The following is a 21587-nucleotide window of genomic DNA, read 5'->3' as shown; positions in this document are numbered from 1 at the left end:
AATGTTTTGTAACAAAGGCGTGTAATTGTGCATTCCCTTGTGATCAAGGGCAACGGGCCAGTTTCAGGCAACTATTTGTAGGCTGAAATGGCAAAAACCGCGCTGCCAGAGGTGCACGGTTTTGCCAATTACGCATGGCATCTCCGCCGAACAATACACTGGCGGGATATACTGAGCTCCGGTACGCAGTACCAGATCCGGAGCGTTGAGCCGGGGGAACCCGTCTCGTGCTCCTTTCTAGCCCAACATCGTTACCGTACGGTTATCAGAGACTTAAGCAAATCTAAACAATGCGATTTTTTGCGTGGGCAATTGTTTACTTTGCTCCTGATTTGGAGCGCAGGTAATTGATGATGCCTGAGAAGTCTTCCGCGCCATGGCCTTCACCATCAAAAAGACTGTAAAGTTCCTGTGCATGTGCACCGAGCGGTGTTTCAGCGCCAGCGCTTTGCGCGGCTTCCTGCGAGAGCTTGAGGTCTTTCAGCATCAAAGCTGCCGCAAAACCGGGTTTATAGTCGCGGTTTGCAGGTGATGTTGGAACCGGTCCCGGAACCGGACAGTAGGTTGTCAGTGACCAGCATTGCCCCGATGATGTTGACGCCACATCGAAGAGCGCTTGGTGGGACAGGCCCAGTTTCTCAGCCAGAACAAAGGCCTCGCTGACACCGATCATCGATATGCCGAGGATCATGTTGTTGCAGATTTTCGCCGCTTGTCCTGCGCCGTCACCGCCGCAATGCACGATCTTTCCAGCCATTGGCTGCAGGATCGGCTCTCCGCGTGTGAATGCGTCGTCGCTGCCGCCAGCCATGAAAGTCAATGTCCCTGCGGAAGCGCCACCGGTGCCACCGGAAACAGGCGCATCAATGGAAAGATGTCCGTGGCTTGCGGCCAGCTCATGTGCCTTGCGTGCTGAATCTACATCGATTGTCGAACAGTCGATGAACAGTGAGTCTTTTCGAGCATTTGGTGCAATGTCCTCATAGACGGAGAGAACGTGTTTTCCGGCGGGCAGCATGGTGATCACCACGTCAACGTCGGCAACCGCATCCTGCGCGCTCGAGGCTATCGAGAGACCATTGGCCTTTGCCTCATCGAGATGTTGCGGCAGGAGGTCGAAGCCGCGAACGGTGTGACCGGCTTTCACGAGGTTGGCGGCCATCGGGCCACCCATATTGCCAAGGCCGATAAATGCTATTGTGGCCATAAAAAATTCCTCCCTTGGCGGTTACTAATTCAGAACTAGCGTCCGATCATCTGGCGTGCGATGATCACACGCATGATCTCGTTCGTACCTTCGAGGATCTGGTGTACGCGCAGATCGCGGACAAGCTTTTCGATCCCGTATTCATGCAGATAGCCGTAGCCGCCGAAGAGCTGCAGCGCTTCGTTCGCCACATTGAAACCCGTGTCAGTGACAAAGCGCTTGGCCATTGCCGACCATTTGCCCGCGTCGTGGGTTTTGCGATCAAGCTTGCTGGCAGCGGAGTAAAGAAGAAGGCGTGACGCGGAGAGTTCCGTCTCCATGTCCGCCAGGCGGAATTGCAGCGCTTGAAAACGGTCAATTGTCTGACCGAAGGCTTTGCGCTGGCTGCAATATTCCAGTGACTTGTCGAGCGCCGATTGCGCGCCGCCGAGCGAACAGGCAGCAATATTGAGCCGACCGCCGTCAAGCCCGGCCATCGCTATGCGAAACCCCGTTCCTTCATCACCGAGAAGGTTTTCAGCCGGGACGCGACAATTGTCGAAAATGACGGTTCTTGTCGGTTGTGCGTTCCAGCCCATCTTGAATTCATTTGCGCCAAACGAAAGGCCGGGTGCATCTTTTGGCACAACGATGGTGGAAATCCCCTTGGGGCCGTCCTCGCCGGTACGCACCATCGTCACATAGACATCCGTGGCGCCTGCACCGGAAATGAACTGCTTGGAACCATTGAGGATATAATGATCGCCATCGCGTGTAGCGCGTGTTCTGAGCGCCGCCGCATCCGAACCCGATCCGGGCTCCGTCAGGCAGTAGCTGGCAAGCCATTCCATTGACGTGAGCTTTGGCAAAAAGCGCAGGCGCTGTTCGTCATTGCCGAAAGTGTCGATCATCCATGCGGCCATGTTGTGGATGGAGACGAAAGCCGAGAATGAAGGGCATGCAGTTGCCAGTGCTTCAAAAATGAGCACTGCGTCGAGCCGCTTCAGCGCCGAGCCGCCCACGTCTTCACGCACATAAATGCCGCCCATGCCGAGCGGTCCGGTCTCTTGCAATACGTCGACGGGGAAATGCTTGTCGCGGTCCCATTGCAATGCATGCGGGGCAACGCGATCACTGGCGAAGGCTCGCGCCATATCCTGAATGGCAAGCTGATCTTCGTTCAGTTCGTACTGGTTCTGGTCGGCAGCATCCATGGTTTCCTCCCTGTAGCACCGCACCTTTTCACCGGACTAGATCATAACCGTGTGAGACTGCCAACGCTCCATTGGAATAATGTTGCTCACATTTGTAATAAACTGATGCGCATTTTTGCATAGACGCTCGCCGATTGAGGTCCCGTTGCCAGAAAGTTCAGTTTAAGCTACGCAGCAGTCCATGGCACGCGCAATCATGTTTCAGGGAACGGGTTCGGACGTCGGCAAAAGTGTTCTTGTTGCCGGATTATGCCGGGTTGCGCGCAATCGCGGCCTGAATGTTCGGCCGTTTAAGCCGCAAAACATGTCCAACAATGCGGCGGTCAGCGACGACGGAGGCGAAATTGGTCGGGCGCAGTGGTTGCAGGCGCTGGCTTGCGGTGTGCCGTCGTCTGTCCATATGAATCCGGTACTCCTCAAACCGCAGACTGACATGGGTAGTCAGGTTGTCGTGCAGGGACAAGTGCGAGGCGAGGCGCGCGGGCGCTATTATCAGGAATTGAAGCCGCAGCTTATGGCGGCTGTCATGGAATCGTTTGCCAGGGTTGGCGAAGGCGCGGACCTTGTGCTGGTGGAAGGGGCAGGGTCACCAGCTGAAATCAATCTGCGGGCCGGTGATATCGCCAATATGGGGTTTGCCACACAGGCCGATGTCCCGGTTGTTCTGGTCGGCGACATAGACAGAGGTGGCGTGATTGCGTCTCTCGTCGGCACACACACTATTCTGTCCGAACAGGACCGCGCCATGGTTCGCGGATTTCTGATCAACAAGTTCCGGGGCGATATTTCGCTTTTTGATGACGGGCTGGCTGCCATTACCCGGTTTACCGGCTGGCGCTCTTTCGGCGTGGTTCCGTGGCTGAAAGCAGTATCGCGATTGCCAGCCGAAGATTCGGTCGTTCTTGAGCGTGCGGTACGTGGAGACAAGAAGTCGCTTGTGGTTGCTGTGCCGATGTTGCCGCGCATCGCCAACTTCGATGATCTTGATCCGCTAAAGGCTGAACCGGATGTAGAAGTGGTCATGGTGCCGCCTGGTTCGTGTATTCCCGGCGATGCGGGCCTTGTCGTTCTGCCGGGGACAAAGTCCACGATAGCCGATATGCAGGCGGTTCGGGACAATGGCTGGGATCGCCAATTATCTGCCCACGTGAAACGAGGCGGTCATGTACTTGGTATCTGCGGCGGGTTCCAGATGCTTGGTCGCCACATCAGCGATCCTGCTGGTATCGAGGGGCATGTACGCGACATTGATGGTCTTGGGCTGCTCGATATCGAAACGGTGATGGAACCTGAAAAAGTGGTCCGCAACGTGCAGGCGACCGCGCTTCTCCATAATGTGCCGCTGGAAGGTTATGAAATCCATATCGGACGAACGACCGGACCGGATATGGGGCGGCCTTTCGCCCGAATTGGCGAGCATGACGATGGAGCCATATCGCCAGACGGGCACATAATGGGAACTTACCTCCACGGTGTTTTCAATGCAGACGAATTTCGCCGGAGATTTCTGGAGGATCTTGGTGTGCGTAGCAGTTCAGTAAACTATCGCGCCGGCGTTGAGGCTGCATTGGATGAGCTGGCCGAAGGGCTGGACGCATGTCTCGATATCGATGCACTGTTTAACTTGAAATGAGGTCGTCAATCATCGGTCGCGATTGACGACGATGGGGCGAAAGCCTAGTGTCGAAACCATGCAACAGGTTTTTGCCGGGACGAATCCCGGCAATACCAAAAAGGGAATGCGACGGACGGACCCAATCCGGGCGTCTTTATCGCAGCCGACCCCGCGACTGTAGAGCGGAGAGGGATGAGGCAAGCCGGGCAACCGGTAACCACTGGAGGCTGTAAAGCTTCTGGGAAGGTAGTTTCAATCCCCGTGACCCGTGAGCCAGGAGACCTGCCTGCTGCGTGAGGGCATTGAGCCCGAGCCCCATGGGAGGTTTTTCCCTGCTGCCTGCACGGAGGTTGTCATGGCTGCACGTACTCAAAATTCTGTTTCCAGCACACTCGCAATGCCGCTCGCTGCCCGTCTGGGCACGGCTGTGGTTTCACTGCTTCTCGGCGCGTTCCTGATCTACGGCGTAGGGCTTGCTCATTCCGATACGCTGCACGATTCAGCGCACGATACGCGTCATTCCTATGGTTTTCCCTGCCACTGAGCAGTTTTACATCTTTCGGAATTGAAGCTGAGCAAAGCTCGATGGTGGACGGCCATCGGCGCGAAATTGCTATTGAGGGACAGAAATGTTGATCCGTTATTTGTTGGCGACGCTTGCTGCGGGGCTTCTGGCCGGGCTGCTGGTTACTCCCGCCATGTATTTGAAGACAGTGCCTTTGATCCTGCAGGCCGAAACCTATGAAGATGCTGGCGGTGGCCATAGTCACGGCGAGGCGGAAGCCACACCGCATGATCATGGCGCCGCTGCCGAAAGTGCCGAGGAAGAAGGGGCTGAACTACCATTTGGGCGGTTGGGCAATACGATCCTTGCCAATCTCGTAGCAGGTGCAGGTTTTGCCTTGCTGCTTGGTGGCGTGGCCTTGCTTCTCGGACGCCGCATTACGGTGCAGAATGGGATTTATTGGGGCGTTGCCGGTTTCTTCGCGGTCGCGTTTCTACCCGCGTTGGGCTTATCACCCGAATTACCGGCAATGCCTGCGGCTGATCTGGCTGAACGTCAGCTCTGGTGGCTCGCTACCGTGGTGCTGAGCGGTTTAGGCCTCTATCTCATCGTGTTGCGCCAGGAAATCTGGGCAAAGGCCCTCGGTCTGGTGCTGATCGTGGCGCCGCATCTTTATGGTGCTCCGCATCCCGAAGACATCTCGTCACCGATTCCATCACTGCTTGCTTCGCAATATGCGGTCGCATCGCTGGCGACGAACCTGTTCATGTGGGCCGTGATCGGCCTCGCACTTGGCTGGTTCATCCAGCACTACGCATCGTCCGAGATTGAGGGCTGATGAAAATGGCTTCGCCGGGAAAATCGGTTCTGGTTCTTGGCGGAGCCCGTTCGGGTAAGTCGTCCTATGCCGAGAAGATGGTTGAGTCCTCGGGGCTTCAGCCGCTCTATCTGGCAACAGGACGCGCCTTCGACAAGGAAATGGAAAACCGCATTGCCATTCATCGCGACCGACGTGGTTCCGAATGGCAGACGGTGGAGGAGCCACTCGATCTGATCGGTGCACTGACATTGAATGCTGCTACGGATCGGTTCGTGCTGGTCGATTGCCTGACCCTGTGGTTGACCAATCTGATGATGGCCGAGCGCGATATAACGACAGAGACGGCAAGTCTTGTCGCCATGCTGCCGAATCTTGCCGGGCCTGTGGTTTTTGTTTCGAGCGAAGTTGGACTTGGGATCGTGCCTGAAAATCGCATGGCACGGGAATTTCGCGATCATGCAGGCTTTCTGCATCAGGCAGTGGCCGCGATTGCGGATGAAGTTTATTTCATGGCGGCAGGGTTGCCGCTCAGGATGAAGGGATAAATCGATGCAGGGACAGAAAATTCCCGCAACAGTCATCACGGGTTTTCTCGGATCGGGCAAAACGACGATGATCCGCAACCTGTTGGAAAACGCCAATGGAAAACGCATTGCGTTGATCATCAATGAGTTCGGCGACCTCGGTGTCGATGGCGGTATTCTGAAAGGTTGCGGTATCGAGACTTGCCGCGAAGAAGACGTGATCGAACTCAATAATGGTTGCATCTGCTGCACCGTTGCCGATGATTTTATCCCGACCATGACCAGGCTTCTGGACCGCGCTGATCGCCCCGATCATATCGTGATCGAGACGTCCGGTTTGGCCTTGCCGCAGCCGCTGGTCGCGGCATTCAACTGGCCGGAAATCAAGACGCAGGTGACGGTCGATGGCGTGGTGACGGTGATCGACGCCGCCGCCGTCGCGGAGGGGCGTTTTGCCGATGATCACGACAGGGTGGATGCGCAGCGGGCGGCGGACGAATCTCTTGATCATGAAAGCCCCTTAGAAGAACTTTTTGAGGATCAGATTCATGCAGCCGATCTGATTGTTCTCAACAAGGCCGATCTGATTGACGCCTCGATGCTCGACGGTGTTAAGGCCGATGTGGCCGAGCGTTCGTCGCGCCGGGTGAATATGGTTCCTGCGAGCTTTGGCAAGCTTGGGGTTGACGTTCTGCTCGGCCTTGGCGTTGGCACGGAAGACGACATCGCCAACCGCAAATCCCACCATGAAATCCATCATGCGGATGGACACGAGCACGATCATGACGAGTTCGAGAGCTTCGTGGTCGAAGCGGGCTCTGTGGCGGATCCCAAGCTATTCACGGAAAAGCTGAAAGCAGTCATCGCGGAACACGATATTCTTCGCCTGAAAGGCTTTGTCGATGTGCCGGGCAAGCCGATGCGTCTGGTCGTTCAGGCGGTCGGTTCGCGTATCGAACATTACTTTGACCGTCCATGGGGCAAGGATGAAACGCGCTCTACGCGGTTGGTTGTGATCGGGCTGCATGACATCGATGAAGCAGCCATTGCCAAGGCCGTGAAAGACGCTGTCTGACCGATGCATCTTCTTCTTGCCCAGAAAGGAACAATCAGCGACGGCAATGAGGCTGTCGATCTCGGCCAGACGCCGGGAGAGATATTGTTCCTTTCCGCCGCCGATACGGAACTGGCCAGTCTGGCGCAGGCACACAGACTTGCGCCGGATTTGCCAAGCTTGCGACTGGCCAATTTCCTGAGTCTCACCCATCCCATGTCGGTGGACGCTTATGTGGAGCGTACTGTCAGATATGCGAGCCTCATCGTGGTGCGCATCATTGGCGGCGAGACATACTGGCCTTACGGGTTAGAAGCGCTGCATGCTTGCGCACTCAATCACGGTATCAAGATTGCCGTATTGCCGGGAGACGACAAGCCGGATCATGGGCTGGACCGGTTTTCAACGATCTCTGCGCACGAGCGAAATGAACTCTGGCAGTATCTGATCGAGGGCGGGGCTGTGAATGCCGGCGCATTCCTTCACTACTGCGCTGCGCTGATTGCGGGTTCCGAGAAGCCTGAAAGTGCTGCACCTCTGCTCAAGGCTGGTCTGTGGTGGCCGGGAGAGCATGTCTCCTCGCTGGATAGTATTCGCACGCACTGGAGCGATGCAAAAGCACCTGTCGCTGGCATTATTTTCTATCGGGCGCTGGTGCAAAGCGGACAGACGCAGCCCGTCGATGCGCTGATTGCTGCTTTGCAGGCAAAAGGTCTCAATCCGCTTCCGATATTCGTTTCGAGCCTCAAGGATCGATTGTCTGCCGCAGTCGTCGACGGTCTGATCGAGGATTGTCCGCTGGATATCGTTTTGAATGCCACGGGGTTTGCAATTTCTTCGCCGGGGGCGGAGCGCAAGCCGACTGTCCTCGACAAGCGCGGCAATATGGTGTTGCAGGTGATTTTCTCCGGCACACCGAAGGCAGTTTGGGAAACGTCACAGCAGGGCATGTTGGCGCGCGATCTGGCGATGAATGTCGCTTTGCCCGAAGTGGACGGGCGTGTGCTTTCGCGTGCCGTGTCCTTCAAGTCGGCAAAACAGTTTGATTCGGCAGTGGAAGCGAATATCGTGACGCACGAGCCGCATGAAAACCGCGTGGGTTTTGTGGCGCAGCTCGCTGCAAACTGGGCGCGGTTGAAGCGGAAATCGCCCAATGACAGACGTGTTGCGCTTATCCTTGCGAATTATCCGAACCGCGACGGGCGGCTCGGAAACGGGGTAGGGCTCGATACGCCAGCCGGAACGGTTGAAGTACTGCACGCCATGGCGAAGGGCGGCTATCCCGTCGCTGACCTGCCCGTGGACGGTGATGCATTGATGCGTGCGTTGACGGCAGGCCCGACCAATGCTGCGCGTGACGGACGTGAGATTCGCGAAACGATTTCACTGAATCAATACAAGGTTTTCTTCAAAAAACTTCCCATTGCGATTCAGAAAGAAATCGAAGAGCGTTGGGGGGCGCCGGAAGATGACCCTTATTTTGCGCAGGAGCTTGTCGCTTTCGCATTGCCGTTGATGCGGCTGGGCGAAACTTTTGTCGGTATCCAGCCTGCACGGGGCTACAATATCGACCCGAAAGAGACTTATCACTCGCCTGATCTGGTGCCGCCGCACGGTTATATTGCCTTCTACGCTTTTCTGCGCGAGGTCGCCGGCATCGATGCCATTGTGCATATGGGCAAACATGGAAATCTGGAATGGCTGCCAGGGAAGGCGCTTGCGCTGTCCGAAAACTGCTACCCCGAGGCCGTGTTCGGTCCTACACCGCATATCTATCCTTTCATCGTGAATGATCCGGGCGAAGGCACGCAGGCCAAGCGTCGCGCCAGCGCGGTTATTATCGACCACCTGACGCCGCCGCTGACGCGCGCTGAAAGTTATGGGCCGCTGAAAGACCTTGAAGCGCTGGTGGACGAATATTACGAGGCCTCCGGCGTCGATCCGCGCCGCCTGCTCAGACTGAAAGGACAGATACTCGATCTCGTGCGCGACATCGGGCTTGATCGCGATGCGGGCATTCACGACCATGACGATGAGGACATGGCGTTGCAAAAGCTCGACGCCTATCTCTGTGATCTCAAGGAAATGCAGATACGCGACGGTCTGCATATTTTCGGGCTGGCGCCTGAAGGCAGGTTGCTAACCGATCTTCTGGTTGCACTGGCACGTGTGCCGCGTGGCGTGCCGGTTTCGCTTGGCGGCGCGCCGGGCGATCAAAGTCTCCAGCGTGCAATCGCTGCGGATTGCGGGCTTGGCGAAACATTCGATCCGCTGGACTGCAATATGGCAGAGGCGTGGACGGGTGCCAAACCGGAACTCCTGCTGGCTGCGAGCCCTGCAACATGGCGCATTGCGGGCGATACGGTGGAGCGTATCGAACTGCTGGCCGCCAGCTTTGTTGCAGGCGCGATAGAGTGCCCCGCAGACTGGCCGCAGGCGCAGGCGGTTCTCCAATCCATAGAAGAACATCTGCGCCCCATGGTGGTTTCCTGTGGGCCTTCGGAAATAGGTGGATTTCTTGCCGCACTTGGCGGGCGGTTTGTGCCGCCGGGACCATCCGGTGCACCGACACGCGGCCGTCCCGATGTGCTGCCAACCGGTCGCAATTTCTTCTCTACTGATAGTCGCGCCGTTCCCACTCCGGCAGCATGGGAACTGGGACGCAAATCGGCGGAGCTCCTGATTACCCGTTATACGCAGGATCACGGTGAATGGCCGACATCGTTCGGCCTAACCGCGTGGGGTACATCGAATATGCGCACCGGCGGTGATGATATTGCGCAGGCTTTGGCGCTGATCGGCGTCAAGCCGGTCTGGGATATGGCGTCACGCCGGGTAACCGGATACGAAATTGTTCCGATTGCAAAGCTTGGCCGTCCACGTGTCGATGTGACATTGCGCATTTCCGGCTTTTTCCGCGACGCGTTTCCAGAACAGATTGCATTGTTCGACAAGGCCGTGCGTGCAGTAGGCGCTCTTGATGAGGATGCCGAAGACAATCCAATCGCAGCACGCATGCGGATTGAGCAAGCGCGCCTCGTTGCAGAAGGGGCAGACGAAAAGACTGCGGAGCGGCGTGCAGGCTATCGTGTCTTCGGGGCCAAACCCGGCGCTTATGGAGCAGGCCTGCAGGCATTGATCGACGAGAACGGCTGGGCGGGACGCAACGATCTGGCGGAAGCCTGGCTTGTCTGGGGCGGTTACGCCTATGGCGCAGGCGAGGAAGGGCAGGCTGAGCGCGGCCTTCTCGAAGAACAGCTGCGTTCGGTTCAGGCTGTTGTGCAAAATCAGGACAATCGTGAGCACGACCTTCTCGATAGCGACGATTACTACCAGTTCGAAGGTGGGATGGCTGCGACCGTTGAAAGTTTGAGTGGCGCAATGCCCGCAGTTTATCATAACGACCATTCCCGCCCGGAAAAGCCGGTGATCCGTGCGCTGGAAGAAGAACTTTCGCGCGTCGTACGCGGTCGCGCAGCCAACCCCAAATGGATCGCAGGCGTCATGCGCCACGGCTATAAGGGTGCGGCAGAGATTGCGGCAACTGTCGACTATCTGTTCGCCTTCGCGGCGACCACCGGCAAGGTTGGGAACCATCATTTCGAGGCGGTCTATCAGGCTTATATCGCCGACAAGTCGGTGCATGATTTCATGGCCGAGAAAAACCCGGCAGCACTTGCCGAGACGGCAGCGAAACTCAACGATGCTATCTTGCGCGGCTTCTGGACGCCTCGCTCCAACTCTGCGCGGTTCGAGCTGGAAACATTGAGTTCAAATCTTCAAAAATTGAATCCGGAAAGGGCGGTAAATGGCTGAGAAATCGGAAAAACTTCTTTCGATGACGGAAGAGGAACTGAATGCACGCCATGCGGACAAGATGCGCAAGAAGAAAGCTGCCCGCGACAAGATTCAGGCGACAAAGACTGAAGAAAAAGGGTTGGTGATCGTCCATACCGGTAAAGGCAAGGGCAAGTCGACTGCCGGTTTCGGGATGGTTTTCCGTGCGCTGGGTCACGGAATGAAAATCGGCGTCGTGCAGTTCGTCAAAGGCTCGTGGGACACGGGTGAGCGCTGGGTGCTCGAAAAATTCCCCGAACAGGTGACTATTTCAGCGCTAGGCGAAGGCTTTACCTGGGAGACTCAAGACCGGACGCGAGATATCGCCATGGCGCGTGGGGCATGGGAACAAGCCAAAGCCATGATATTGGATGAAAGCTACGATATGGTGCTTTGTGATGAGCTGAATATCGTGCTTCGCTACGATTATCTACCGGTCGAGGAAGTGATCGAGGTTCTCGAAGCGAAGCCGGAGATGAAGCATGTCATCATTACCGGTCGCAATGCCAAGGATGAGCTGATTGAAGCGGCCGACCTCGTGACGGAGATGGAAATGATAAAGCATCCGTTCCGCTCTGGTGTGAAGGCACAGAAGGGTATTGAGTTTTGATGATTGCTAGCTGGCAATTCTGGGCACTGATGTCGGCGGTGTTTGCCGCATTGACCGCCATCTTCGCTAAGGTCGGTATTCAGGGCATCAATTCTGATTTCGCCACGCTCGTGCGCACGCTGGTCATCATTGGCGCGTTGTGCCTGTTCCTGACCGTTACCGGCCAATGGCAGAAACCCGGCGAGATTTCCGGAAAGTCGTGGCTGTTTCTGGTGCTTTCAGGTCTGGCGACCGGTGCTTCGTGGCTTGCCTATTTCCGGGCCTTGCAGATCGGGGATGCATCGCGCGTCGCGCCGATTGATAAATTGTCGGTTGTGCTGGTGGCACTGTTCGGTGCGGCATTCCTTGGCGAGCGCATGTCCACCCTCAACTGGTTTGGCATTCTGCTTATCGGCTGCGGCGTGGTGCTGGTAGCGCTTCGGATTTAAAAGCCAACCCACTGGCGCAGCGGATTGGTTCCGTCCATCAAAAGGCGAACTGCCAGCGCCAGGCTGACAACGATCAAAAGCGGTTTGATAATGCGTGAGCCGACCTTCATGGCGAGGCTTGCGCCAATCTGTGCACCGATAAACTGGGCGACGCCCATACAGATACCGATCTTCCAGTTGATAACGCCGACAGCGGCAAAGGTTGCAAAGCCGCCGACATTGGACGCGCAGTTGAGAAGTTTCGTATGGGCCGTAGCTTTCAGCACACCGAAACCGGCCAGTGCCACGAATGCGAGCATGAAGAACGATCCGGTTCCGGGACCAAAGAGGCCATCGTAAAATCCGATCAGCGGGACAAGCGTTACGCCGAAAAGAAACGGGCCGATACGTCGCGCACGATCAACATCGCCAAGACTCGGCTTGATGGCAAAATAAACCGCAATCGCGATGAGGAGGATTGGCAGCGCTGCACGCATGATGTCGACCGGCAGAACCGTTGCGAGTAAAGCGCCGAACACTGAGCCGATGAGCGATGCAAGTGCTTCAGGCCACTGTTCCTTGATGTTTACATGCCCTTTGCGCGCATAGGCGATGGTTGCCGATGACGAGCCGAACAAGCCTTGCAGCTTGTTCGTGCCAAGCGCTTCAACGGGTGGAACTCCGGCCAGCAACAAGGCGGGAATTGTAATCATTCCGCCACCACCGGCGATGGAATCGATGATCCCGGCGATGAATGCCGCAGCCGTCAGGAGCAGGGTAAGCGTATCGAAAAATTCAAGCATCGGGGAAGCCCAAGGGAGAGGTGGGCGCAACATAGAGCAGCTGCTTTCCTAACGCTAGTCGGACAAGGATAATCTCCGAAGAAAGCCAGTGCGTTGAGCGAGATTGTTTTCCGGTGTATCCGGCGCTATTCATTATATTCAGGCTGAAAGTTTTGAGGGGTTCCATGAGCGAGAGCATCTTTGAGCGGATTACCGCTTTTCTCAGCAAGAAGAGCGCCGTGCAGCGCGTGGCCGATGATCCGGCGCTCGCATCTGAATTGCTTTTGCTGTTGCATGTGGTGTTTGCCGATGGCGACCAGCATCCGGCTGAAATAGCGGCGTTCAAGGAAATTGCCGAAAGGAATTTCGGCATTCCGCCGGAAGAGCTTCCGGAAGTGGCCGAGTATCTCAAGGATTTCGCTTACGAGACCACAACCAAGCAAGCTGCCAACATGCTGGCCGAGATGGCGCCGGATCGCCGTTTGGCGCTGCTTAGTGACCTCGTAAAGATTGCCTGTTCCGATCACCGGCTTGACCGTTCCGAGGCAACGATGATCCAGCGCATTGCCGATACACTCGGCGTCAAGCCGGAAGAGCTGCACAAAGCACGCCAGTCGTCGCCCTGTGGGTTCTAAAAACTACAGCACAGTCCTCGGCATGGGCGGTTCGTCCGGCGTGACATTCGACGAGCTTTTGGCTTTGGCCGATCAGGTGTTGTCGCAAGGCTGCTGTTCGCGGCCTGACGCTATCGCAACGTTGAGTACCAAGTGTGGCGAGCTCGCATGGAACGAGCTTGCAGCGCACTATGAATGTGCGCTGTGTTTCTTCGATGCCGAGCGGCTGGAAAAGGAAACTCCGCGTCTCGAAAACCCATCGGAGACTGTTCTCGAGGCAGTTGGATGTCATGGTGTCGCTGAAGCGGCTGCGCTTGCTGCCACCGGTCCGAATGGCTTTCTTGTGGTCGAGAAAACCGTATCAGGCCGGGCAACTGCCGCATTGGCTGTCGCCCGGTCCCGACTTCAGATTATGCGGCAATAGTCTTACGTCGCTGAATAATGTAGGCCACGAGCGTAGCGATCGAAAGCAGAGTTGCGGTCGCTGTGATGACGGCAACATAAGCACTCTCAAAAGCCGCCGACGCCAGCGCCGTCAGAGTTTGTGCATCTGCTGGCGGTAGGGATTGAGCTGCCAGAAGCGCTTCGTCCAGACTATCGCGCACGATTGCGGGGATACCTGCGCCTTCAGGGATCACAAGGCTTGCCGTGTAGAATACGGACAGAATGCTTCCGAAAACCGTGACACCGAGAGCGTTGCCGAGTTCAAAGGAAACTTCTTCAACGGAAGCTGCCATGCCTGCCTTTTCAACCGGTGCATTGGTCATGATCGCCGACGATGCACCTGTCATGGCAGCTCCCACGCCGAAGCCGAGAATCGCAAGCCCGACCAGATAGAACGATGCCGAAGTCTTGTAAGTCAGAATGTAGACAATAACGCCAAGTGCTGTGATCCCCAGCGACGACCACAGAAGCTTGCCGGTACCAAGGCGCGGGAGCATGATGCCAGCGAGCGGCCCTGCAACGAAAGCGGCCAGAGGAATAGGCAGGATTGATAATCCGGCATGCAAGGGTGTCATGCCTTCGATCAGCTGCATGCGCTGGCTGAAGACGAGCTCCATCCCCGTCATTGAACCGGACGCCACCAGAGCTGCGAAAACACCCATCGAAAACAGCTTGTTGTTGAACAGAGAGAAGTCGATCAGCGGTGCTTCGCTTGCGAGCTGCCTGCGCACGAAGATGAATGATGCGACCAACCCGATTGCCAGCGCGGCTGTAAATACAGTCATGGACGCATCGCGCTTTGCGAGTTCCTTCACGGCATAGGTGAGTGCAATCAATCCAACCATAATCTGGATCGAACCGATCAAATCCCATTTGCGCTTGGAGCCGAGCGGACGGTTTTCAAGTGTGAAGACGGAGAGTGACAGCGCAACCAGTACGACGGGTACGTTGATAAGGAAGACCGATCCCCACCAGAAATATTCCAGCAGAACGCCGCCTGCCACAGGGCCGATGGCGGCACCGCCTGATGCAATAGCCGCCCAGATGCCGATTGCAAGCGAGCGCTCCTTGTCATCGGTGAACGTCAACCGAATGATGGAGAGCGTTGCGGGCATCATCATGGCTGCGCCGCAAGCGAGAAATGCGCGAGCGGCAATAAGGAATTCCGGGTTTGGCGAGTAGGCCGCGCAAAGAGAGGCAAGTCCGAAAACTGCGAGTCCAGACATGAACATACGCTTGTGGCCGACCTTGTCGCCAAGCGTTCCTAGGCCGGGCAGGAGACCTGCAACGACGAGCGGATAGATGTTCATGATCCAGAGCTTTTCGGAAGCGCTGGCCGCGAGATCGTGGGTGAGGCGGGGTAGCGCCGTATAAAGCACCGTCATGTCCACGACGATCAGAAACAATGCGCTGGAAACAATGGTCAGAACCAGCCAGCGATTTTTCGGCAACATTGGATAGCACCTTTTCAATACGCTTGTATTCAAACTTGCGAGGAGGGCTCACTTAATATAAATCCGTCTGTATGGAAAGTGAAAATTTGCACAAAATAGGCAGGCCGCGCTCAATCGACCGTGACCATGTGCTCGATATGGCTGAAAAGCTCGTCGCCGAAGGTGGGCTGGTCGCCCTCACCATGGATGCCGTCGCACAGGCTTCTGGTGTGACCAAAGGAGGCGTTCAGTATTGCTTCGGCAATAAGGACGGGCTTTTGAAAGCGATGATCGGGCGGTGGGGCGATCGTTTCGACGCACAGGTCGACAAGAAAAAGCAAGGCCGCATGGACGCGCTTTCTCATATCGCCGCCCATATTCGCGTGACCCGCGAAAGCGATGCCGAAGACGACTCGCGCTTTGCGGCCATGATGACCAGTCTCATTCCCAACACCGAACATCTGGATGAAACCCGTCTCTGGTATCGCAAGCAATGGGATGGGCTTGATGTCTCCACACCGGAAGGGCGCAGGACTCGGCTGGCCTTCATAGCCAATGAAGGTGCATTCCTGTTGCGCAGCTTCAATTTCTTCGAACTGACGGATGAGGAATGGCAGTCGATCTTCAACGATATCGAAGAGCTTCTGCCGGAAACGGATTGACTTTCGACATCACGGAAAGTCATGTCCGCAGTTCAGGAAGGGGAAATCGTGACTGTTCATTTCATTGGAGCCGGCCCCGGCGCGGCGGACCTTATCACCGTGCGCGGTCTGCGCCTCATCGAGCAATGTCCCGTCTGCATCTATGCGGGGTCGCTGGTGCCGAAGGAGGTTGTTGCCGGAGCACCGAAGGATGTGCGTCTGGTCGACAGTTCATCGCTAACGCTGGACGAGATTATCGCTGAGATGAAAGCAGCACATGTGCAAGGCCTCGACGTTGCGCGAGTGCATTCGGGCGATCCGTCGATTTATGGCGCTATGGCCGAACAGATGCGTCGGCTGGACAGTCTAGGCATTCCATATGATGTGACGCCGGGGGTGCCAGCTTTTGCAGCCGCTGCCGCTGCCATGAAGCAGGAACTGACCATTCCCGAGGTCAATCAGACAATCATCCTGACCCGTACCTCGATGAAATCGTCTGCCATGCCTGAAGGCGAAGACCTTACCACACTCGGGCGGTCGGGAGCGACGCTGGTGATCCATCTTTCCATCCGGAACCTCAACAAAATCGAGGCCGAGCTGACACCTCTTTACGGTGCTGATTGTCCGGTGGTTATCGCCTATCGCGTTGGATGGCCTGATGAACAAATTCTACGCGGTACGCTGTCAGACATAGCGGAGAAGGTAGCTGCATTCGGGTTGAAACGTACGGCAATGATTTTTGTCGGGCGCGGACTGGACCCTAAAAGCTTTCGCGATTCAGCGCTTTACCATGAAGCGCACAGCCACGCGGCGCGTTCAAAAACCTAGTGCTTTGCGGGCGAATATGATTGCCTCTTCTGGCGAGGTGACAACGTTTCTGGCCGCAACCGGTGGACGGGAAATCATCATGACCGGAAGTCCCAGTGCACGGGCAGCCTCGATTTTTGCATAGGAAATGGTGCCGCCCGAGTTGCGGCTGACGATCAGCCCGATCCGGTGGTTTTCCAGAAAACGCTTCTCCGCAGCGTAATCGCCGGGTCTCGCCAGAACGATTTCGCAATCCTGTGGTAGTGCCACATCCGGTGGATCGATCATGCGGATGATGAAATAAACATCAGCGCGCTCCGCGAAAGGCGCGATGTGCTGGCGACCGAGCGCCAGAAATACACGCTCACCGGATGGGATAGCATTTACTGCTTCGGCTTCATCGGAAATATTGATCCAGCGGTCGCCCGGCTTTTCCTCCCAGGCGGGGCGCTCCAGCCTCACCAATGATATGCTGCGCTTGCCTGCCGCCTGCATTGCATTTTGCGAGATACGTGCGGCATAGGGATGGGTCGCGTCAATGATGAGGTCTATCCGTTCTTCGTCGAGATAGGCAGCAAGACCATCAACACCTCCGAAGCCACCGCTTCGAACCGTTCCGGTCAGTTTGGCTGGATTGCTGGTACGCCCGGCAAGCGAGGTAATGGCATTGACGGGCAGCCCTCCGAAGGCCGTTGCAAGTGCCGCAGCCTCGGTCGTTCCGCCGAGAATGAGTATCTTGGGGTCAGACGCGCGCAAGGATATTCCCACTGCGATCAGTTACGATAATCTCGACTGCGACCGGCGCGCCGCGAAGGGTTTCGAGCGCGGTTTCCTTCGCCTTGAGCGCAATTGGCGTGGCTATGTCGAGCCCGATTGATTGAGTCAGTTCAAGCACTTCCAGCGCAGTGTTCGCAAAGAGAATCTGATCCTTCATGCTTTCCGGCGCGCCAGCCTTTTCGGCGAGGGTCCAAAGGAAACTCTTGTCCACTTGCGACCGTGAAGAATGAAGGTCGAGCGCACCTTGCGCAAGCTTCGTCAGCTTAGCGAAACCGCCTGCGATCGTAAGTTTGTCGATAGGATGCTCGCGCAGATATTTGAGCACACCGCCAGCGAAATCGCCCATGTCGAGAATGGCAAAATCGGGCAGATCATAGAGCGCCTGCGCAGCATCCTCGGACGTCGAACCTGTCGCGCCGAGGACATGTTTCTGCCCGGCTGCGCGGGCAACGTCGATGCCGCGATGGATCGAATGTATCCAGGCTGAACAGGAAAACGGGTGGACCACACCAGTGGTGCCGAGAATGGAAATACCGCCGACAATACCGAGACGCGGGTTCCATGTCTTTTTGGCAATCTCTTCGCCGCCGGGCACCGATATCGTAATGACGATATCCGCGGGCAGGCCGTATTCGGCGCAAATCTGCTCGCAGATTTCGGTCATCATGCGGCGCGGGACCGGATTAATAGCTGCTTCGCCCGGAGGGATTTGAAGGCCAGGTCGCGTAACTGTGCCAACGCCTTCACCTGCACGAAAGACGACGCCGGTTCCGGGTGGGGCCGGGAATACGGTCGAGATGATCGTGGCGCCATGGGTCACGTCGGGATCGTCGCCGGCATCCTTGACGATGCCTGCCATCGCATAGCCATCGCCCAGCCCTTCATAGGCGAGCTGGAAATAGGGTACTTCCCCCTTGGGCAGAATTATACCGACGGGATCAGGAAATTCACCGGTAATAAGCGCCGTCAATGCGGCCTTGGTGGCAGCGGTTGCGCAGGCGCCTGTGGTCCAGCCGCGGCGGAGCTCGGCTTTTTCCTGACTTTTATTCGTTGGAGCGGTTTCGTCATTCATGGACGCCTTATAATGTATCTGATAGCTGTGCCGCCAGATAGAATAGTGGTTGATGAAAATGAACAAGGCTGAAGAAACGGCTGCATGTGTCATTGCGAGGAGCAAAGTGACCTTGCCTGCGATGGAACCCGGCCATGTCTGGCTCATTGGGGCCGGGCCGGGCGATCCCGGTCTTTTGACGCTTCACGCTGTCAACGCCTTACAGCAGGCGGATGTCATCGTTTACGACGCGCTGGTGGATGATGCCTGCCTGTCTCTCAAGAATGCGGATGCTGTTCTGGAATATGCAGGCAAGCGCGGCGGCAAGCCTTCGCCAAAACAGCGTGATATATCCCTGCGGCTTGTTGAACTTGCAAAATCGGGAAAGAAGGTGCTGCGCCTGAAAGGTGGTGATCCGTTCGTATTTGGGCGGGGAGCAGAAGAGGCGCTGACCTTGGTGGAGCATGGCGTTCCGTTTCGCATCGTTCCCGGAGTGACTGCCGGAATTGGCGGCCTCGCCTATGCGGGTATTGCCGCCACCCATCGCGATATCAATCAATCGGTGACCTTTCTGACCGGTCACGATGCCAGCGGCTCGATGCCTGACGGGATCAACTGGACTGGGATCGCCAAGTCTGCGCCGGTTATCGTCATGTATATGGCGATGAAACATATAGACCTTATCGCCGGGCGGCTGATCGAGGCCGGGCGTTCGCCGGATGAGCCTGTCGCCTTCGTGTGCAATGCAAGCCTCCCCAACCAGATCGTACTTGAAACGACATTGGCGCGGGCTGCAAAAGATGTTGAAGCGGCGGGGCTGAACCCGCCTGCAATTGTGGTCGTAGGTGAAGTGGTTCGTCTGCGCGCCGGGCTGGATTGGATGGGTGCGTTGAACGGTAAAATCCTGTCCAGCGATCCGCTTGCCAGACGAAATCAAAATGAGGGAGTGAGAAGCGCATGAAGGGGTTCATGATAGCAGCGCCGGCTTCCGGGTCTGGCAAGACAACGGTAACGCTGGGTTTGCTGCGCGCCCTGAAGCGGCGGGGAGAAGCGCTTGCGCCGGTCAAGGCCGGTCCCGACTATATCGACCCCGCCTACCACAAGGCTGCAAGCGGGGTGGATTGCTTCAATCTGGACCCTTGGGCGATGCGCCCTGAACTTATCAGTGCACTGTCCTCCCGCATGACGGAAAGTGGTGCCAAGCTATTGGTTGCCGAGGGCATGATGGGGCTCTTTGACGGAGCGATGGACGGCAAAGGTTCATCTGCCGATCTTGCCCGGCTTCTCGATCTGCCGGTGGTGCTGGTGGTGGATTGTGCCCGGCAATCACATTCCATTGCCGCTCTTGTCTGGGGTTTCAGCCAGTTTCGCAAGGATGTGCTGATTGCGGGCATCATCCTCAATCGCGTTGGCAGCTCCCGGCATGAGGCTATGTTACGCGGCGCATTGGAGCCGCTCCGTATTCCGGTTCTTGGTGCATTGCCCCGCGATACTGCTCTTTCCTTGCCGGAAAGGCACCTGGGGCTGGTGCAGGCGGGCGAGCACTCTGATCTTGAGAGCTTTCTCGAACACGCTGCAGATGCAATGGAAACGCATATCGATCTCGATGCGTTGCAAACGATCTGGTCGCGACCGAAGCGCTTCGATGCGATGGCCAATGTGCCGCGCTTGAAGCCGCTGGGCAACCACATTGCCGTTGCCCGCGATGACGCATTTGCCTTTGCCTATGCGCATTTGTTTGAAGGCTGGCGCAGGCGAGGGGTGGAGATTTCATTCTTCTCACCGCTCGACGATGAGTCTCCGAGACAGGATGCCGATGCAATCTATCTGCCGGGCGGCTATCCTGAATTGCATGCAGGGCGTTTGGCGCAGGCAGGACGTTTTGAGGCGGGCATGCGCGAAGCTGCAGCCCGTGGGGTAACAGTTTACGGCGAATGTGGCGGCTACATGGTTCTCGGCGAAAGCTTGCAGGATGCAGAGGGTGTCATACACCCGATGCTGGATCTTCTGCCGCTAGAAACGAGCTTTGCAAAAAGAAAGCTGCATCTCGGCTACCGCATGCTGGAACCGCTTGCAGGTGCGCCTTGGACCGAGACATTGAAGGCGCATGAGTTTCACTATGCCAGCATCGTGCGTGAAGGAAAGGCTGATCGTCTTTTCCGTGTGCGTGATGCTGTCGGCGACGATGTTGGCGAGGCAGGCCTGAGAGTCGGCTCCGTTTCAGGCTCGTTCATGCATGTCATCGATTTTTGCGGAGAGAAAGCTTGAGTGCAGAAATCGAGCATGGCGGCGCGCTCGACAAGGCCGTCGCGCGTTTTGGTGGCAGGCCGCAAGACTGGCTCGACCTTTCGACGGGCATCAATCCAGAGCATTTTCCGCTTCCCGAACTGACACCTGAAATCTGGAACCGTCTGCCTGATGAAGGATTGTTACAGGAAACGTTGCGACTGGCCCGCAGCTATTATCGGCTGAACGAGAAAGCACCGATCGTTGCAGCGCCGGGCACGCAGGGTTTGATCCAGCTCGTTCCAACGCTGATCGCGCCGTCGACGGTAGCCATCCTCGGACCGACCTATCAGGAACACGCTGCTTCGTTCGCCGCTTCCGGCTGGAAGGTTGTGCAATGTGTGACGCTTGATGAAATTCCGAGTGAGGCAACAGCGGCAGTCATCGTTAATCCGAACAATCCAGACGGTCGCGTGATTTCGAAAGAGGCTCTCCTGCAACTTGCACAGAAACTCGGTGCTCGCGGGGGCTTTCTGGTTGTTGATGAGGCGTTCGCCGACGCGCATGAGGCCGTCACCATTGCGGCAAATGCAGAAGATGCACCGATGATCGTGCTGAAATCCTTCGGCAAGTTTTTCGGGCTTGCTGGCGTTCGTCTGGGCTTTGCAATTACAGGCGGTCGTTTTGTTGAAGCGTTGGAGCGGCGGCTTGGACCATGGGCGGTTTCTGGCCCAGCACTGGCAATCGCCAATCATGCTTTCAGCGATGCCGGAACGCTTGCGGATTATCGCACACGTATTGATCTGCGGCGGGCGGAATTGTCGGCTGTTCTGGACAAAAGCGGTCTGAGGGAAATTGGCGGCACGGCGTTGTTTTCTCTCGTCGAACACGTGGGTGCAATCGGGATTTACACCAGATTGTGCGAGAGACATATTCTGATCCGGAAATTCGATTACGCCCCGCGCTGGTTGCGCATTGGTTTGCCTTTGGATGATGTGGCGCTTGCGCGGTTCGAAAAGGCGTTGAAATTTTGATTCAGT

General features: G+C 56.7%; 21 protein-coding genes and 1 riboswitch. Of the genes, 15 read left to right on the top strand and 6 right to left on the bottom strand.

Features of this window, described 5'->3' with window-relative positions; translation table 11 throughout:
* Nucleotides 1-316 precede the first annotated feature (316 nt).
* A complete protein-coding gene (gene mmsB / locus CES86_RS05460; RefSeq protein ID WP_029928929.1) occupies nt 317-1207 on the bottom strand; it encodes a 3-hydroxyisobutyrate dehydrogenase in 891 nt (296 codons plus the stop codon).
* Between the two features lie 35 nt (nt 1208-1242).
* A complete protein-coding gene (locus CES86_RS05455; protein WP_094513827.1) occupies nt 1243-2400 on the bottom strand; it encodes an isobutyryl-CoA dehydrogenase in 1158 nt (385 codons plus the stop codon).
* A gap of 181 nt (nt 2401-2581) precedes the next feature.
* Here CES86_RS05455 and CES86_RS05450 point away from each other — a divergent pair, with 181 nt between their 5' ends.
* From CES86_RS05450 to CES86_RS05415, 8 genes are all read left to right on the top strand, one after another.
* Complete coding sequence (locus CES86_RS05450) at nt 2582-4033, top strand: cobyric acid synthase (protein ID WP_029928925.1); 1452 nt, start codon at nt 2582-2584, stop codon at nt 4031-4033.
* Between the two features lie 48 nt (nt 4034-4081).
* Nucleotides 4082-4319, top strand: a riboswitch (cobalamin riboswitch).
* Nucleotides 4320-4370: 51 nt separating this feature from the next.
* A complete protein-coding gene (locus CES86_RS05445) occupies nt 4371-4559 on the top strand; it encodes a CbtB domain-containing protein (RefSeq protein ID WP_006467114.1) in 189 nt (62 codons plus the stop codon).
* Nucleotides 4560-4644: 85 nt separating this feature from the next.
* A complete protein-coding gene (locus tag CES86_RS05440; RefSeq protein ID WP_029928923.1) occupies nt 4645-5358 on the top strand; it encodes a CbtA family protein in 714 nt (237 codons plus the stop codon).
* 5 nt (nt 5359-5363) lie between these two features.
* The gene (gene cobU / locus CES86_RS05435) at nt 5364-5885 is read left to right on the top strand and encodes a bifunctional adenosylcobinamide kinase/adenosylcobinamide-phosphate guanylyltransferase (protein ID WP_029928921.1); all 522 of its coding nucleotides are present in this window, start codon (nt 5364-5366) and stop codon (nt 5883-5885) included.
* Nucleotides 5886-5889: 4 nt separating this feature from the next.
* Nucleotides 5890-6939 (top strand): cobalamin biosynthesis protein CobW, encoded by a 1050-nt coding sequence (gene cobW, locus CES86_RS05430; RefSeq protein WP_029928919.1) that lies wholly within the window; start codon nt 5890-5892, stop codon nt 6937-6939.
* 3 nt (nt 6940-6942) lie between these two features.
* Nucleotides 6943-10734 carry a cobaltochelatase subunit CobN gene (gene cobN / locus CES86_RS05425; RefSeq protein WP_094513824.1) on the top strand — a complete coding sequence of 1264 codons (3792 nt, stop codon included), beginning with the start codon at nt 6943-6945 and terminating at the stop codon, nt 10732-10734.
* Nucleotides 10727-11365, top strand: coding sequence for a cob(I)yrinic acid a,c-diamide adenosyltransferase (gene cobO, locus CES86_RS05420; RefSeq protein WP_010659839.1), 639 nt, complete (start codon nt 10727-10729; stop codon nt 11363-11365). The genes cobN and cobO overlap by 8 nt, the downstream gene beginning before the upstream one ends.
* On the top strand, nt 11365-11793 hold the full coding sequence (locus CES86_RS05415; protein WP_012091859.1) for an EamA family transporter: 429 nt from the start codon (nt 11365-11367) through the stop codon (nt 11791-11793). The genes cobO and CES86_RS05415 overlap by 1 nt, the downstream gene beginning before the upstream one ends.
* Here CES86_RS05415 and CES86_RS05410 read toward each other — a convergent pair.
* Complete coding sequence (locus tag CES86_RS05410; protein WP_029928915.1) at nt 11790-12575, bottom strand: TSUP family transporter; 786 nt, start codon at nt 12573-12575, stop codon at nt 11790-11792. The two genes, CES86_RS05415 and CES86_RS05410, sit on opposite strands and share 4 nt — an antisense overlap.
* Nucleotides 12576-12739: 164 nt before the next feature.
* On the opposite strand from CES86_RS05410, the gene CES86_RS05405 reads away from it, so the two are divergent.
* Both CES86_RS05405 and CES86_RS05400 read left to right on the top strand, forming a co-directional pair.
* Nucleotides 12740-13189, top strand: a complete 450-nt coding sequence (locus CES86_RS05405) for a tellurite resistance TerB family protein (protein ID WP_010659842.1) — start codon at nt 12740-12742, stop codon at nt 13187-13189.
* Between the two features lie 22 nt (nt 13190-13211).
* Nucleotides 13212-13592 (top strand): cobalamin biosynthesis protein, encoded by a 381-nt coding sequence (locus CES86_RS05400; protein WP_029928913.1) that lies wholly within the window; start codon nt 13212-13214, stop codon nt 13590-13592.
* Here CES86_RS05400 and CES86_RS05395 read toward each other — a convergent pair.
* On the bottom strand, nt 13579-15066 hold the full coding sequence (locus CES86_RS05395) for an MFS transporter (RefSeq protein WP_029928910.1): 1488 nt from the start codon (nt 15064-15066) through the stop codon (nt 13579-13581). The two genes, CES86_RS05400 and CES86_RS05395, sit on opposite strands and share 14 nt — an antisense overlap.
* An 86-nt stretch (nt 15067-15152) precedes the next feature.
* Between CES86_RS05395 and CES86_RS05390 the strand changes: the two genes are divergently transcribed.
* Both CES86_RS05390 and cobM read left to right on the top strand, forming a co-directional pair.
* Nucleotides 15153-15707 (top strand): TetR/AcrR family transcriptional regulator, encoded by a 555-nt coding sequence (locus CES86_RS05390; RefSeq protein WP_010659845.1) that lies wholly within the window; start codon nt 15153-15155, stop codon nt 15705-15707.
* A gap of 48 nt (nt 15708-15755) precedes the next feature.
* On the top strand, nt 15756-16514 hold the full coding sequence (gene cobM / locus CES86_RS05385; RefSeq protein WP_029928906.1) for a precorrin-4 C(11)-methyltransferase: 759 nt from the start codon (nt 15756-15758) through the stop codon (nt 16512-16514).
* Here cobM and CES86_RS05380 read toward each other — a convergent pair.
* Entirely contained in the window at nt 16503-17249 is a 747-nt protein-coding gene (locus CES86_RS05380; RefSeq protein WP_094513821.1) for a cobalt-precorrin-6A reductase, read from the bottom strand. The genes cobM and CES86_RS05380 overlap by 12 nt on opposite strands.
* On the bottom strand, nt 17236-18342 hold the full coding sequence (locus CES86_RS05375; protein WP_094513818.1) for a cobalt-precorrin-5B (C(1))-methyltransferase: 1107 nt from the start codon (nt 18340-18342) through the stop codon (nt 17236-17238). Before CES86_RS05375 ends, CES86_RS05380 begins: the two co-directional genes overlap by 14 nt.
* 58 nt (nt 18343-18400) lie before the next feature.
* Here CES86_RS05375 and cobA point away from each other — a divergent pair, with 58 nt between their 5' ends.
* Genes cobA through cobD form a run of 3 tightly spaced genes read left to right on the top strand, consistent with a single transcriptional unit; the run spans nt 18401 to nt 21581 of the window.
* Nucleotides 18401-19282 (top strand): uroporphyrinogen-III C-methyltransferase, encoded by an 882-nt coding sequence (gene cobA, locus CES86_RS05370; RefSeq protein WP_094513837.1) that lies wholly within the window; start codon nt 18401-18403, stop codon nt 19280-19282.
* Nucleotides 19279-20589, top strand: coding sequence for a cobyrinate a,c-diamide synthase (locus CES86_RS05365; protein WP_010659850.1), 1311 nt, complete (start codon nt 19279-19281; stop codon nt 20587-20589). Before cobA ends, CES86_RS05365 begins: the two co-directional genes overlap by 4 nt.
* Nucleotides 20586-21581, top strand: coding sequence for a threonine-phosphate decarboxylase CobD (gene cobD, locus CES86_RS05360; RefSeq protein ID WP_094513815.1), 996 nt, complete (start codon nt 20586-20588; stop codon nt 21579-21581). Before CES86_RS05365 ends, cobD begins: the two co-directional genes overlap by 4 nt.
* Nucleotides 21582-21587 lie beyond the last annotated feature (6 nt).

This window comes from Brucella lupini (assembly GCF_002252535.1).
GTDB lineage: Bacteria > Pseudomonadota > Alphaproteobacteria > Rhizobiales > Rhizobiaceae > Brucella > Brucella anthropi.
This window is presented reverse-complemented; position numbering and strand designations above follow the sequence as displayed.